The organism is Acidisoma sp. S159 (assembly GCF_009766125.1).
Lineage (GTDB): Bacteria > Pseudomonadota > Alphaproteobacteria > Acetobacterales > Acetobacteraceae > Acidisoma.
The window spans coordinates 201,316-216,495 of the sequence record NZ_LMUG01000048.1; the positions used below are offsets into that span (position 1 = coordinate 201,316).

The following is a 15,180-nucleotide window of genomic DNA, read 5'->3' on the forward strand; positions in this document are numbered from 1 at the left end:
CTAAACCGAGAAGTATTTCGCCCGCGCATTCAGCACCACCAGCGCGCTCGTCGATTGCTCCGGGTGCAGTTGGTGCTCGTCCGACAGCGAGACACCGATGCGTTCGCTGTCCAGCAGCTTCATGATGGGCACCTGATCCTCCAACCGGGGGCAGGCGGGATAGCCGAAGGAATAGCGCGAGCCGCGGTAGCCCTGGGCCAGCATCTTCTCCATCTCGCGATCATCCTCGCTCGCGAAACCGAGTTCGGCGCGGATGCGCTTATGCGTGTATTCCGCCATCGCCTCGGCCATCTCCACCGACAGCCCGTGCAGATAGAGGTAGTCTTGGTAACGGTTCTCCTCGAACCACACGCGCGCCAGGTCGGAGGGCTTCTGTCCAACCGTCACCACCTGCAGGCCGATCACGTCGCGTTCGGCGTCATCGACGTCGCGGAAGAAGTCGGCGATGCAGTCGCCGTCCTCGCGCGGCTGGCGCGGCAGGGCGAAACGGCAAAGCTCGGTTTCGCCGTCTTGCGCGAACAGGATGAGGTCGTTGCCCTGACCAGCGGCTTTCCAATAGCCGTAGATCGCCTGCGGCTTGAGGATGTCCTGCTCCTCGCACAGCGTCAGCATGCGGCGCATGATCGGCCGCAGCTCCTGCTTCGCCCAGCCGAGGAATTCGTCGAGGCTGCGGCCCTGTTTCCGAAAACCCCATTGGAACTGATACAGGCTGCGTTCGTTGAGAAACGGGACCAGCGCGCGCGGCGGCGCCTCGACCGTGCGAGCGCCCCAGAAGGGCGGCACGATCACCGGTTGATCCTGGGTCAGCCTGCGCCGCCGCGCCTGCACCGCGAGCACATCGACCGGCTGGAAAGCCTTCGCATCCGCCTGCCCCAAAGTCCGCGTCGTATTGCGGGACTTGCCGACCCGGCGCGCCTGCACCGCCGCCATATAGTCGTCGAAACCGTTGCCGGTGACTTTCTCCATCAGGCTCAGCCCGTCGAAGGCGTCGCGCGCATAGGCGACGCGGCCGGAAGCATAGGCCCGCACGCAATCATCCTCGACGAAGTTGCGCGTCAGTGCCGCGCCGCCCAGCAGGATCGGCACATCGATGCCCTGCCGCGTCATCTCCTCCAGATTGTCCCTCATGACGACGGTGGATTTCACCAGCAGCCCGGACATCCCAATGGCATGCGCCCGATGCTCCCGCACCGCCGCGATCATATCGGCGAGCGGCACCTTGATGCCGAGATTGACCACGCGGTAGCCGTTATTCGTGAGGATGATATCGACCAGGTTCTTGCCGATGTCATGCACATCGCCGCGCACCGTGGCGAGCACGATGGTACCTTTCTCCTGCCCCTCGATCTTCTCCATGAAAGGCTCGAGGTAGGCGACGGCGGCCTTCATCGTCTCGGCACTTTGCAGCACGAATGGCAACTGCATCTTGCCGGCACCGAACAGCTCGCCCACCACCTTCATGCCGTCGAGCAGGATCGTATTGATGATGTCGAGCGGCGCATTGGTCTTCATCGCCTCGGCGAGATCATCGGTCAGCCCCTTGCGGTCGCCATCGACGATACGGTCCTTGAGGCGCCCCTCCACCGTCGCGGATCGCACCTTGGCGCCGGTATCGGCAAGCTTGCGATCGGCGAAGATCTCGAGCAGCTTCTGCAGCGGATCATAGCCCTCCGCGCGGCGATCGAAGATCAGGTCCTCGCAGACCTGGACTTCTTCCGGCGCGATCAGGTGCAGCGGGCGGATTTTGCTGACATGCACGATAGCGCCTGTCATCCCAGCCTTCAGCGCGTGATCGAGAAACACCGAGTTCAGCACGGCACGTGCCGCCGGGTTGAGGCCGAAGCTGATATTCGACAGGCCGAGGATGATCTGGATATCGGGAAAAGCATCACGGATCAGCCGAATGCCTTCCAGCGTCCATTGCCCCAGCTTACGGTCGTCCTCGTTACCCGTGGCGATGGTGAAGGTCAGAGGATCGATCATGAGATCGGACTGTGGCAGCCCATGCTTGTCGCAAGCGAATTCCACCAGCCGGCGCGCGATGCGCAGCTTGTCCTCGGCGGTCTTGGCCATGCCCGGCTCATCGATCGTCAGCGCGATCACCGCGGTGCCGAATTTCTTCGCCATCACCATGCGATCCGTCGCTGGACCCTCGCCATCCTCGAAGTTGATGGAATTGAGGATCGGCTTGCCGCCATGGAGCTTCAGCGCGCTTTCCAGCACGATGCGCTCGGTGCTGTCGATCACCAGCGGCGCGTTCACGCTGCCGGTGAAGCGGCGGATAACCTCGTCCATCTCACGGACTTCGTCGCGTCCGACAAAGGCGGTGCAGATATCCAGCGCGTTCGACCCTTCGGCAATCTGCTCACGCCCCATGCCGACGCAACCATCCCAATCCTGCGCTTCCTGCAACTGGCGCCACTTCTTCGAACCATTCGCGTTGCAACGCTCGCCGATCGAGAAATAGCTGTTCTCCTGGCGCAGGCTGACCTGCCCGTACAGCCCGGCAACAGAGGGAACCCAAACCGGCTTGCGCAGCACCGGCGCCGGCCGCAGCGTGCTTCCCGCGCGCCGACGCAGCATCGCATCCAGCGCCGCGATATGCGGCGTCGAGGTGCCGCAGCAGCCGCCGATGAGGTTGAGCCCGTCCTCGGCGACGTAGCGCTCGATCCAGGTCGCCATGGCATCAGCGCCGAGCGGATAATGCGTGTGCCCGTCCACCAATTCCGGCAGGCCGGCATTGGGCTGCACCGAAATCAATCCGGGCCAGTTATTCGAGAGCCAGCGAATATGTTCCGCCATTTCCTGCGGACCCGTCGCGCAGTTGAGCCCGATCAGCGGCACATCCAGCGCATTGATGACGGTCGCCGCCGCCGCGATGTCGGGGCCGACCAGCAGAGTGCCGGTGGTTTCTACCGTCACCTGCACGAAGATCGGCGTATCAGTACCGGCTTCCGAACGTGCGATCTTGGCGCCGTTAACCGCCGCCTTGATCTGCAATGTGTCCTGGCAAGTCTCGATGAGGATGGCATCCACGCCACCCGCGATCAGCCCGCGACTCTGCGCAGCCAGCGCTGCCTCCAGACTATCGTAATCGATATTGCCGAGCGACGGCAGTTTCGTGCCCGGCCCGATGCTGCCCACCACATAACGGTGGCGCCCATCCGAGAAACTATCGGCGGCCTCGCGTGCCAATTCACCGGCCACGCGATTGATTTCCTGCGTGCGATCCTCAAGGTCGAATTCCGCGAGCGTGATCGGACTGCCGCCGAAGGTGTTGGTCTCCACCATATCGGCGCCGGCCTCGAAATAGCCGCGATGGATTTCGCGAACCATGTCCGGCCGCGAAAGGTTCAGCACCTCGGTGCAATTCTCGCGATTCCAGAAGTCGCTCTCGATATCCAGCGTCAGCGCCTGGACACGGCTGCCCATGCCGCCATCGCACAGCAGAACCTGGTCGCGCAAAGCGTCGAGAAGATGCGGGCGGCTCGTCATGCTGAGGCACTTTCCTGGGCGGCGTGGGAAGAGCGGTCGGCGTCGGCGTCGCGATTGAGGTTGCCCGACCAGATCTGAACGGTAAGCGGTCCTTCGAAAGCCTGTGTGCGCGCAAGCGTCAGGCCAACGCCATTGAGCATTCGTCGCATCTGCTCTTCGTGAAAACCGTTATGCCGATGCGCGAGCCGGTCGGTCAGCTCCTTCCGGCCATGCGCCGCGAGATCCACCACGACCATCTTCATGCCGGTGCGCAGCACGCGCGCTGCCTCGCGCAACACCGCCTCCGGCTCCGCGGCGTGGTGCAGCACCATTTGCAGCACGACGCAGTCGAAGCCGGTCTCCCGGTCGCCGTCGGGGAAGGGCAGGTGATACATATCCGCCTGCCGCACGCTGCACTGCCCGATGCCGGATTGCGCCAGCCTGCCGCGCGTAAAGGCGACCATCTGCGGGCTGATATCGACGCCGATCCCGGCCGTCAGCCGAGGCGCCAGCAATTCCAGAACCCGACCGGTGCCGGTGCCGATATCGAGGAGCCGGCCGACCTGTCCCTGGCCGATGATCGCGCCCATCGCGCTTTCGACCTCCTCGGCGGGTAGGCCGAGCGCATGCATCTCGTCCCAATCGGCGCCGAGCCGGCGGAAACTCTCCGATGCCGCCCGCGCGCGTGCCGCCAAGACCTCGGCAGCGGCCCGGCGGTCGGCGGCGAGCAAAGCGTCGTCGCCCGGCAACCGCTCGACCAGGGCACGGGCAAGCTGCCCGCGTGGTGTCGCGGCATCGGGCAAGGCGAACCAGATGAAGGCGCCGTCGGGGATCCGCAGAAGTAGCCCAGCCTCGGTCAGCAGCCGCAGGTGCCGCGACAAACGAGGCTGCGACTGACCGAGGATCGCCACAATCTCAGTGCCGCAGAAGGCTCCAGTATTGGCGAGGGCGAGCAACCGCAGCCGCGTGGGCTCCGCCGCGGCGCGTAAGGCGAGCAGAAGATCTTCCATGGCGCTTGAAATAACATAAAGATATGTTTATGTCTACATGCATGCCTCTCATCGATGCACGAATCCCGATCTCGATCGTCACGGTGCCCTCCGGCACCCCCGACGCTGCCAGCCTTGTTGAGGGCGATGGCGAGGTCGCGGCAGGGGTGGCCGCTGCCTATTTTCAGGAAGTGCTACCCTCGCATGCCCCCGGCTGCGCCTGCTGCCTCCCGCGCAGCGCGGCAGGCGCGGCACTCGGCGCGCTATTCCGCGCCCGTGCCCTGGGCACCGTCCCATTCTTCACCCGTGTCGAAGTGCTGTTGGCCACACCGTCTGCCGAGGCGGCGCTGCGACAAGCGGTCGAGGCTGATCCCGTTGCCGCGAGCTATTTTCGGCTAGGGTAGTGCTGAAGCGATGAAGCGTACTGCCTGAGCATTGTCGACGGAACATCCCGGAGAGAATGAGGGGATGCTGAGGCGCAGTCAGGATAGCATTTTGGCGTCGAACATTTCGCCAGGGGGGAAATCTCTGCGCGAGTAGTCGACACTTACGAACACGCCTCCCTGATAGCGCTCCGCGACTGGGTCGTCCGTGACTTTTCCGAGGGCGCGATCAAGATGGCTGTCGGAACTGTCATGAGGGGTCCAACCGATCGTTGCCCGCGCGTCGCCTGCCCAAAAGCTGCGGCTGTTGTTCGACGCGCCCCAGATGACCGAGCAGCCGACCCGTTCCGCCTCCGCACAGCGCTGTATCAGGGAGACGAAATCGTTAGGTGACAGCCACGTCGAGAGGATTCTCTCGTTTGTGACCTCCGGCAATACGGAGCCAATCCGGATCATGATAGTCTCTACCGCGTGCTTTTCCCAGTATAGACGCCCCAGCATTTCGCCATAGGCCTTCGAAAGCCCGTAAAAGCCGTCCGGCCGTAAATTGCAGTCATGGTTCAGCACCGCTGAACGCTCGTACAGTCCAACCGCATGGTTCGACGATGCGAAAACCACGCGCGCCCGCTGCTTTCGGGCGGCCTCATAAACATGAAAACTGCCACGTAGGTTCGGACCGAGAATCGCCTCGAAAGGCTGCTCGGTCGAGACGCCGCCGAAATGTAGAATAAGGCCGCAGTTTTCAGCGAGAGCATGAACCGCGGCTTGGTCCTCCAGATCGGCCGTCGCGAAAGTGGAGTTCGGCGGAAGCGGGTCCGGAAACTCCGCAATATCCGTCAGCCGTAGCACCCAACCGAAAGCACCGAGACGCGCGGCCAGCAGGCGGCCAAGTGTGCCAGATGCACCGGTCAGCAGCACCGGCCGATCGCCAGAGGCCACCATCGAGTCCCTTCGCGTCAGAGGCTAGTTCACCACCTGCTCGCTGACAGGCATCCGGCAAGCCGTCATGAGCGACGACAACTGCTCCTCCTCGTCGCCTGTTAAGTCCACAAGAGGCGAGCGAACCGGGCCGCAATCAATGCCGGCAATTCGCGCGCCAGCCTTTACGATCGACACCGCATAGCCCGCGCGACGATTGCGAATGGCGAGATAAGGCAGAAAAAACCGCCGCATCAGGTCGTCGATCTCCGCGTTTCGCCCGCCGCGCCAGGCGTTGAAGAACGCTAAAGCGGTGTCGGGTGCGAAATTGTAGATCGCGGAGGAATAGGTGGTCACACCGATACCAGGCGTCGCGCTTGCATGCACCTCGGCGGTCGGCATGCCGCCGATGAAGATGAGACGGCCGTCCATGCGATAACGGAGCGCCGTGAGCAATTCGACGTTGCCCAAACCATCCTTCAGGCCAATGAGATTGGGGCAAGCATCTGCAACGGCCGCGAGTGTGTCGGGCAGGAGAACCGCATTGTCGCGATTATAGGCGATCACGCCAATCCCGACCGACCGGCAGATCGCGGTCAGGTGCTGGCACAGACCTTCCTGCTCTGAGTTCACTAGATACGGCGGCAAAACCAGCAGCCCATCGGCGCCATTGGCTTCGGCCGCCTGGGCGAATTCGACCGCCATTTCGGTGCCGTAGCCGACACCGGCGAGGAGTGGAAGACCTTTCGGCACCTCTTCGGCAGCCGCGCGAACCACTTTTTTGTATTCGCTCAGGGTGAGCGAGAAGAATTCGCCTGTACCTCCCGCTGCGAACAGGCCGACGGCTCCCGCGGCGCCCTGGCGGGCGACGTGGGCACGGTAGCCAGCCTCGTTGAAAGCGCCCGCCTCGTCAAAGAAGGTGACCGGGAAAGACAGCAGACCTTGACCTAGCCGGCGGGTCAGTTCGGAGGGGGGCACGGTCAAGGCGAGCACTCCATATCAGTCCGCTGCATCTCGGCTCGCGGGTCCAAATTCCACCAAAGGCTGGGGCTACGCCACAACGCGAGGCGCGAGGTCATGCCTGGCCTGGTTCAGTTTCCGCAGACTCGGCGGCAACCGCGTTTCGTCCGAGGCCTGACTTGACGATGCGAATCAGCTCTTCCTCGCTTGTCTCGGATGTGGCCGCATCCAGAACGATCTCGCCGGAATGTAGAAAGTTAATTCGATCGCATACTTCGAAGATCTGGTTGTAGTTGTGAACAATCAGAATGATCGAGACGTTGCGCTGCTGGCGAAGACTTTGGATAAGACCCAAAACATGAGCACTTTCCCTCACACCAAGCGCCGCTAGAGGCTCATCGAGGATGAGTATGGTGGGCGAAGCATAGATCGATCGTGCTACGGCAACACATTGACGCTGTCCGCCTGAAAGCAAATCGACCGTACTATTGACGCTGGGGATCGAGATTCCAAGCGTCTTAAGATGAACCTCAGCGAGATCGCGCATCTTCTTGTTGTCGAGCAGTTTTAGCCCAAGAACTCGCTTGTGATATTCACGGCCCATGAACATGTTGTGATAGATGCTCAGATCGCCGATCAGCGCGAGGTCCTGATAGACGGTCTCGATGCCGATAGCGCGCGCATCGCGTGGTGAGTTGAAGTGAACCTGCTTGCCTTTGGACACAATCGTCCCCGTGTCTGGCTGATGATAGCCGGACAGGATTTTTATCAGCGTTGACTTACCGGCGCCGTTGTCGCCGACCAGAGCCAGAACCTCTCCTTGGCGGAGCTTGATGCTCACATCGACAAGTGCCGTGACCGCACCGAAGCCTTTGCTGATGTGGGACATTTCCAGGATGACCGGGGCATCGGGCGCCAGCGGCGGAATAACTGCCGGGCTCATATCCGCCTCCTCGCGCGAAGGCGGTTCACCTGCACGTTCAGTATCATCGCCAGAAGGATCGCGATGCCGAGGTAGATGTCGGAGACGGTTGCCTGAGCGCCGACCATGACAAGCCCATTGTTGAGCGTGGCGACCACAAACGCTCCGATGAGCGAACCGATTGCCGTGCCGGAACCGCCAAGCAGCGAGGTTCCGCCAATGACCGCGGCTGCTATGGCTTGCAGGGTGAGAAAGGGACTGCCGGCCTGTGGGTCAGCCGACGAAAACTGTGCGGTGTTGATGATGCCGGCAAAAGCCGCGAATCCTCCGGCGATCATGAAGTTGTAGACTTTGATCCGGTCGGTGCGCACACCGATCTCCCGCGCTCCGACAATGTTGCTGCCCGTCGCGATCGTATGGAGTCCGAAGGTTGTCCTGCTCAAAACCAGTGCGAGTGCGGCGACCGCGAGCACGGTCCAGAGGAACGGCGTAAACGCCGTGATCGCATGCCACGAGAAAAGCGAATCCGAAGGGCCATACAGACTCTGCCCGAAGATCGCATTAAAGGGCTCCTCCACCGGCGCCACGATCGGCTGACTATCGTCAATCCAGACGACGATGCCTTGAAGCAGAAAGAGCGTGCCGACCGTGGTGATCAGGGACGGCACGCGGAACCGGACGGTGATGATTCCATTGAGCACACCGACCAGCACGCCAAGCACAACCCCGATCAGCGCACCGATAGCCAGAGGAACGCCGAGATCGATCGACAGCAACACCATGATATAAGGTGCAAGCGAGAAAGTGCTGCTGACGGAAAGATCGATTTCCCCCGTGATCATGAGCATGACCTCCGCCACAGCTATGAGGCCAAGGCGGCCCGTGTCGCGGAGGACGACGCTCAGGAATTGAGAAGTGAGGAACTCGCCATTGCTGCCGAACTGGAAGTAGATGACGAGAATGATCGCAACGACAGCGATGCTGGCCTCCCGATAGCGGGACAGGATGACCAGCACCTTCTCGTAAATCGAGTCGGGGGTTTTAACGCCGACCCGGCGCGTTGTCGCCCCGATCGTAGCCGGTGGGTGAGGTTTCGTAGCGAGGACCATCTAGGCTTTCTTCGTTTCCCACTGGGGACCGTGGATCGCGCTCCCGGCAGCCACCTCGGCATGCCGGGTTTCGCGAGACAATCTCAGACTGGTTCGGCTCGAACGCTTCCCTCGAACCGGCTTTTGGTCAGATAGTGATCGACATTGTCTTTCGTAACATAGGCTTCGCTCGTATTGGTGTCAGCGGGACCCACGAGGCCATTCGACAGTTTGTACATGTACATCTGCTGGACTGGGAGGAAGCCCTGGAGATAGGCCTGCTGATCCGTCGTGAACGTCATGTCGCCGCTTTTGATATAGCCCAGCGTCTGCGGAAACAGATCGAAGCCCGCGACGATCACACCTTTTTTCGCCAAACCATATTGTTGCGACACGAAGCCAGCGGCATAGGTGTCGGATCCACCCGTGGTGAATATACCAGCGACATTCTTGTGACTGAGAACATAACTTCCGATCCGGGAAATCTCTGTCGCCGCGTCAACGCCGGTATTCACGACGTCATAGGTAATGCCGTCTCCGTGGTCCTTGATGGCCTGGATATAACCATCGAGCCGCGGCTGCTCATTCAACGAACCCGGCATGCCGATGGACAGCATGACGTGGCTGCCCTTCGGCACCATTTTCAGCCACTTCAGCGCGATATTGTAGCCAGCCTGATACAGCGGCTGTCCGATATAGGCCAAACGCTTGTTGGGGCTGCCAACCGGCACGTCTGCATTGAAGGCGATTACCGGAATGCCTGCGGCAGCGGCTTTGGCCGTCGATGCATCGAAAGCCGTCGGATCGACAAGGCAGACGGCAATTCCATCGGCCTTTTCAGCGATAGCGGTCTCCATGGCGTTGACCATCTCGGAGACGACATTCTTTTGAGAGCCTGTCCACTGGTAGTGGCAGCCGAAGGCGGCGCAGGCGTCCTGGATGCCATACACAGCAGGCGTGAAGAACTGATCCAGCGTGACGTGACAGACAAAGACGAACTTATAGGGCTTTTTAGGCAGGCCCGCGCTCGATTGCGCAAGCGCCGGAAATGCCGCGCCGATGCCGCTGGCCAATGCCGCGGTTCCCAGACCCAGTTTTGCCGCCACGGAGAAGGCGCCGCGCCTGCCAATCGCGCTGACGGCCTCCGTCGTTATCGCCGATGCTTTGATATCGTCCGCCACCTGCAACCTCCCTCGCCATTTTCTTTTCGTGGGACTTCAGCCTCATCGGCCGCATGCCGCTAGGGCTTCGGCCGTCGCCTGTCCTCTGGTTACATTGTAATATGACGAATTTTGTGTCAACGTCTTTCGGCGCCGGGTTACCGAAGCCGGCGCGTCGCCAGGGAGATACGGGAATGTCAAAAGCAATCAGCAAGCGCCAGATCGGCAGGACGAGCCTCTCGGTCACCGAGCTTGGCATGGGTGGAACACCGCTCGGCAATATGTACAAGGCGATGGAGACCGAGGCAGCGATTGCTACGGTTCACGCGGCGGCGGAGGCGGGCATCCGCTATTTCGACACGGCTCCTGTTTACGGCTTCGGCCTCAGCGAGACGCGGCTTGGTCAAGGCGTCGCGAAACTGCCGCGCGAGGATATCGTGATCTCATCCAAGGTTGGATATTCTCTTGTGCCGATCGATCCTTCAGAGCTGAAGCCGGGACTTTGGGACAAGCCCCCTCCGGTGCGCGCCGATTTCGACTATTCGCGTGATGCGGTGTTGCGCGGCGTCGAGGCCAGCCTGAAGCGACTTAACACGCCCTATATCGACATGTTGGCGATCCATGATCCCGATGAGGCGGTCGATGTCGGCGCTGGCGTCGATCCGTTCAGCCGCAGCCATTTCAGGGCGGCGATGGACCATGCGTTTCCGACCTTGGCTGAGCTGCGCAGCCAGGGCGTCATCAAGGCGATCGGCGTTGGCATAAACCAGTGGCAAATGCTGTGTGACTTCGCGACGGCGGGGGATTTCGATTACTTTCTCGTCGCCGGTCGCTACACCTTGCTGGATCAGGATTCGATGGCTCGCCTTCTGCCGCTTTGCGAGCAGCATTCGATCAGCCTCGTCATCGGCGGTCCGTATAATTCCGGCATTCTGGCGACGGGCGCGGTTACTGGCGCGACCTATGACTACCGGCCGGCGAAGCAGCAGGTTCTGGAGCGCGTGCGCGGAATACAAGCGGTCTGCGCGCGCCATGGCGTCTCGCTCCAAGCGGCGGCGTTGCAATTTCCGCTGCACCATCCTTCGGTCGCTGCCATCATTCCCGGAGCGCGTTCAATCGCGGAGGTCGAGGCAAATCTTGCCTTCTCGCAGGAGCCGATCCCGCCGCAGTTTTGGCTAGAGCTTAAATCCGAGCGGCTGATTGACCCGGCGGCGCCCGTCGGGCTCGACGAGCCAGCCGAAGCCACGTGATAGGCCGATTGCACCATGCCGGATCGCCTTGAGCCGCTCGCCCCAACACTAAGCCGCACGGCCCAGCTCGCCGAGCGGCTTGGCCGGGACATTCGCAGCGGAAAGCTGGGCGCGGGTGAACGTCTGCCGACCGAGCAAGAGCTGATCGCGCATTTCCAGGTCAGCCGCACAGTGGTGCGCGAGGCAATGGCGTCGCTCCGCGCGGAGGGGCTGATCGTCAGCCGGCAAGGCGCGGGTGTTTTTGTCGCCAGCAACGCGACCGGCCGCCCGTTTCGCATCATCTCGGACGAACTGCGATCCCTCGTCGAGGTCGAGAATGTTCTGCAACTTCGCCTCGCGGTCGAGGTCGAGGCCGCCGGCATCGCGGCGGAACGGCGGACCAAGGCGGATCTTCTGGCGATCAGCCATTGCCTCGAGATGATCGACGGTGCGATTGCCAGAGATGAGACCGCGGTAAAGGAGGATCTCGCTTTCCATTGCGCGATTTCGGCGGCGACCGGGAACCCCTATTTCGAGCGGTTCATGCATTTTCTCGGCCCGGTCATCATCCCTCGGCAGACCATCCGGTTGGGGCTGGAGACTGCCACGGAGCGCCGAGCTTACATCGGCCAGGTTCAGAACGAGCACCATCAAATCTACGCCGCCGTCAAGAAGGGCGACAGGGATGTCGCGCGGCGTTGCACACGTGAGCATCTCGAAGCGGGGCGCGACCGATATCGCCGCCTGGTGGCACTCAAACCCTAGTCAGGCTTTTCGGCCCGGCTCTCGCGACGTCAGCAGCTCCACATAGCGGGCGGTAGATGCGGTACGCTTCGCATAATCGCAAACCTCCGGCGGCGCACGGCGCTGGCTCTCGACGGCTCGTTTCGACCGAAGGTAACAGGCCGCGGCGGCTTCCTCGGAACTTTGTCGCATCGGATAAGAAACAATCTGGGTGGTGACCAAGGCGCGAACGATCGACGCGGCCGGTGAAATTTCGTGACCGAGCCTTGTCGGGGGAAGTTCCTCATCTCGTATTGAAGCGGCATCGTAACGAAATGGCAAGAGGCCGCCACTATGGCTGTTTGAAATTGGCCGTCCCTATTTCGAAACCGCCCACTCAACACCAATTTCAGGTGACTCTTATGACAAACAGCGTCGTCAGCAGCGGCATCGTCAGCAGCGGCCTGATCCTCACGAGCGGCGTCACATACACTGTTCTCGCCGGAGGGACAGCAACAGCGACGCTTGTCAGCGGTGGCGGTGTGGAGATTGTCTCGTTTAGCGGGACAGACACAAGTGGGACCATCTCCAGCGGCGGGATCGAGACGGTCGCGTCGGGCGGCACGTCGCTCAACGTGACCCTATCCTTGGGCGGAACACTCCTGCTCGCGGCCGGAGCGATCGAAAGCGGCGGCACGATAGCCTCCGGCGCAACGCTGTTCGTGTCCTCGGGCGTGACCGTGAACGACATGACAGTGCTGCCCGGTGGGTCGCTCGTGGTTTTGGGCGGCGGGTCGGATATTGGCGTGACCGACCTCGGCACGGTGGTGGTCAGCAGCGGCGGGGTGGAGAGCGGAGGAACGATCGGATCGGATGCGACCCTCATTGTATCGAGCGGCGCGCAAGCAGACGGTGTCACAGTGGATTCTGGTGGCTCATTGGTCGTCCTCGAGGACGGGTACGCCAGCGGCACCATCGATAGCGGCACAGTAGACATCACCGGCGGCGGCACGGGTTTCGGTGAGACGATCGCGTCAGGCGGGATCCTTCTTGTTTCGGGCGGGTTGGATACTTCCGCGACTCTGTTCTCCGGCGGGTTGCTCAGCCTATCGTACTATGCAACCGAGCAGTTTGGCACCTTGTTATCGGGCGCCAGCCTCACGGTATCGAGCGGCGGTACAGCGAACGGTGTGACGGTCGATCTCGGTGGGTCGCTCACCATCCTCGCCGGCGACTACGTCAACGGCACGATCGATAGCGGTACCGTCGTGGTCAGCAGCGGCGGCATGGAGTTTGACGATACGCTTAACTCCGGCGGGGCACTCCTCATATCAAGCGGCGGATTGGAGACAGGAGCGACTCTGTTGTCCGGGGCGGCGCTTGCCGTATCGGACGGCGCAGTGGTGACGTTCATCGATATTGTTGCCGGTGCGACGCTCACCCTGAAGGCGGGCGGGTATTCCTATTACGACTCCAATTCCGGTCTCGTTATCGTAAGCTCCGGCGCAACAAATAAAAGAGAAACCGACTTCGGTTCTGGAACGGAGCACGTATTGTCGGGTGGCCTGACCGAGGGTGAGTCGATGAACAGCGACACCATCATCATCATCGACAGCGGCGGCACGACACTTAACGAAGCGATCGCTGGTCAGCTGGACCTGGCGGCGGGCGCGGTGGAAAGCGGCGGAGGCGTCGAGCAGGGCTGGGCCCTCACTGTCTCGAGCGGCGTCACCGTCAACCGCGACACCACGCAGTCAGGCAGCACCCTGGTGGTGCTGGCGGGCGGCAGCGCGGTGGACACGCAAGACAGCGGCGGCGTGATTGTGAGTGGCGTTGCTCTCGGCGACCAGGTGGTGAGCGGCGGCACCGAGGTGGTGGCGAGCGGCGGCATCGCCTCGGGGGCAACCCTTGCGGGCGGCACGCTCATACTCACGGCTGGCGGGTCGGCTGATCTGGCACCTGGCTCCAACCCCGGCGTGATCGTCTTCAGCGGCAGCGGTTCCGAGGTGTTGACCATCGACGGAACACAATCACCGGCCGCTGCCATCTCGGGGTTCACCAATCCGGCGGCGGGCGGAATGGCCATCGACATTACCGGGATTGGCGCGGCCGGGACGGCCTCCTTCGACTCCGGCACCGACACACTCACCGTGGTCGGCACGACCAGCACGACCGTGCTGAACCTGGCGACGGGGGATCCCGGTCCCGTCGAGCTCATCTCCGACGGTAACGGTGGCGTCCTGGTGGTCTGCTTCGCCGAAGGCACGCGGATCGCGACGACGCGCGGCGATGTTGCTGTCGAGACGCTGCGCGAAGGGGTCCGGGTTTTGACAGCCGCGGGCGACGTTGCGGGGGTGAAGTGGATCGGCCATCGCCGCTTCAACCTCGCGGCGCGGCCGGATGTGGCGCCGATCCGCTTCGGCGCGGGGTCGCTCGGAGAAGGTGTGCCGTCGCGCGATCTTCTCGTCAGCCCGGAGCATGCCATGGGCCTGGACGGCAAGCTCGTTCCGGCGCGGCTGCTGGTCAATGGCAGCACGATTACCCGCGACACCAGCATGGCGGCGATCACCTACTACCATGTCGAACTGCCGCATCACGACCTGCTGCTGGCGGAGGGGGCGGCGGCGGAAAGCTGGCTCGATACGGGCAATCGGGGAATGTTCGCCAATGCTCCGGGCGCGGTCGATCTCCATGCCGACCTTGAGCCCGATCTCGCTTCCGAGGCGTGGCAGACGCAGGCTTGCGCGCCCTTGGTGGAAGGCGGCCCCGATCTCGCCGCCATCCGGGCGCGGCTGGAAGGCCGCGCGATCACCCTCAGTCATAGTGCGGCCGCCGCGTGGACTTTGTGGCTCGAAACCGAGGGCAAGCACTCCGTCGTGCTGGCGGTGGGTGGCGGCCTCGTCCGCTTGGCGTCGGTGGCCGCCAGAGCACCCGGCGACCAGCGCCGATTGGGGGCGGTGCTTGCGGGGGTGGCGCTCGACGGGGTGGCGCTAGATCTCGAGGATCATCGCCTGGCGCTGGGTTTCTACGCCGTCGAGCGGCGGGGCGATACCTGTTGGCGCTGGACGGATGGCCAGGCGCTCCTCGACTTCGGGCCAAGCGAGGTCGAGCGTGTGGTGACGGTGACGGTCACCGTCATCGCGGCCGAGCAGGATTGGGCCGTCGCGGCCTGAAGCATGGGGGGAGCGGCAAGGCTCCTCCCTTCTCCGACACGGCGAACGAAGGCGCGCCGAGCCGATCGGGCGCCTTTTCTCATTGGTTACCGCGGATGCGCCTCCACCCAATCCTCGCAGATCACGACGCCTTCGCTGTGAGTCCCCTCAGGTTAAGACAC

Annotated in this window: 11 protein-coding genes; 4 read left to right on the plus strand and 7 right to left on the minus strand. The window is 62.5% G+C overall.

What is annotated here, in order from left to right:
- Both metH and GSQ92_RS15995 read right to left on the minus strand, forming a co-directional pair.
- Positions 1 to 3,495 carry a methionine synthase gene (gene metH, locus GSQ92_RS15990; protein WP_158802599.1) on the minus strand — a complete coding sequence of 1,165 codons (3,495 nt, stop codon included), beginning with the start codon at positions 3,493 to 3,495 and terminating at the stop codon, positions 1 to 3.
- Positions 3,492 to 4,484 (minus strand): metalloregulator ArsR/SmtB family transcription factor, encoded by a 993-nt coding sequence (locus GSQ92_RS15995; RefSeq protein ID WP_158802598.1) that lies wholly within the window; start codon positions 4,482 to 4,484, stop codon positions 3,492 to 3,494. Before GSQ92_RS15995 ends, metH begins: the two co-directional genes overlap by 4 nt.
- A gap of 29 nt (positions 4,485 to 4,513) precedes the next feature.
- Here GSQ92_RS15995 and GSQ92_RS16000 point away from each other — a divergent pair, with 29 nt between their 5' ends.
- The gene (locus GSQ92_RS16000) at positions 4,514 to 4,867 is read left to right on the plus strand and encodes a hypothetical protein (RefSeq protein WP_158802597.1); all 354 of its coding nucleotides are present in this window, start codon (positions 4,514 to 4,516) and stop codon (positions 4,865 to 4,867) included.
- A 78-nt stretch (positions 4,868 to 4,945) separates the two neighbouring features.
- Here GSQ92_RS16000 and GSQ92_RS16005 read toward each other — a convergent pair whose 3' ends face one another.
- From GSQ92_RS16005 to GSQ92_RS16025, 5 genes are all read right to left on the minus strand, one after another.
- Positions 4,946 to 5,788, minus strand: a complete 843-nt coding sequence (locus tag GSQ92_RS16005) for an NAD(P)-dependent oxidoreductase (RefSeq protein ID WP_158802596.1) — start codon at positions 5,786 to 5,788, stop codon at positions 4,946 to 4,948.
- 21 nt (positions 5,789 to 5,809) lie between these two features.
- On the minus strand, positions 5,810 to 6,742 hold the full coding sequence (gene kdgD, locus GSQ92_RS16010; RefSeq protein WP_158802762.1) for a 5-dehydro-4-deoxyglucarate dehydratase: 933 nt from the start codon (positions 6,740 to 6,742) through the stop codon (positions 5,810 to 5,812).
- Between the two features lie 97 nt (positions 6,743 to 6,839).
- Complete coding sequence (locus GSQ92_RS16015; RefSeq protein WP_254066627.1) at positions 6,840 to 7,565, minus strand: ATP-binding cassette domain-containing protein; 726 nt, start codon at positions 7,563 to 7,565, stop codon at positions 6,840 to 6,842.
- Positions 7,566 to 7,663: 98 nt separating this feature from the next.
- Complete coding sequence (locus GSQ92_RS16020) at positions 7,664 to 8,755, minus strand: ABC transporter permease (protein WP_158802594.1); 1,092 nt, start codon at positions 8,753 to 8,755, stop codon at positions 7,664 to 7,666.
- Positions 8,756 to 8,838: 83 nt separating this feature from the next.
- Positions 8,839 to 9,915 carry a sugar ABC transporter substrate-binding protein gene (locus tag GSQ92_RS16025; protein WP_158802593.1) on the minus strand — a complete coding sequence of 359 codons (1,077 nt, stop codon included), beginning with the start codon at positions 9,913 to 9,915 and terminating at the stop codon, positions 8,839 to 8,841.
- Between the two features lie 173 nt (positions 9,916 to 10,088).
- Between GSQ92_RS16025 and GSQ92_RS16030 the strand changes: the two genes are divergently transcribed.
- From GSQ92_RS16030 to GSQ92_RS16040, 3 genes are all read left to right on the plus strand, one after another.
- Positions 10,089 to 11,144, plus strand: coding sequence for an aldo/keto reductase (locus GSQ92_RS16030; RefSeq protein ID WP_158802592.1), 1,056 nt, complete (start codon positions 10,089 to 10,091; stop codon positions 11,142 to 11,144).
- Positions 11,145 to 11,159: 15 nt separating this feature from the next.
- Positions 11,160 to 11,888: a FadR/GntR family transcriptional regulator gene (locus tag GSQ92_RS16035; protein ID WP_158802591.1), complete on the plus strand. Its 729-nt coding sequence runs from the start codon at positions 11,160 to 11,162 to the stop codon at positions 11,886 to 11,888.
- A gap of 380 nt (positions 11,889 to 12,268) precedes the next feature.
- On the plus strand, positions 12,269 to 15,019 hold the full coding sequence (locus GSQ92_RS16040; protein ID WP_159013675.1) for a Hint domain-containing protein: 2,751 nt from the start codon (positions 12,269 to 12,271) through the stop codon (positions 15,017 to 15,019).
- The last annotated feature ends 161 nt before the right edge of the window (positions 15,020 to 15,180 follow it).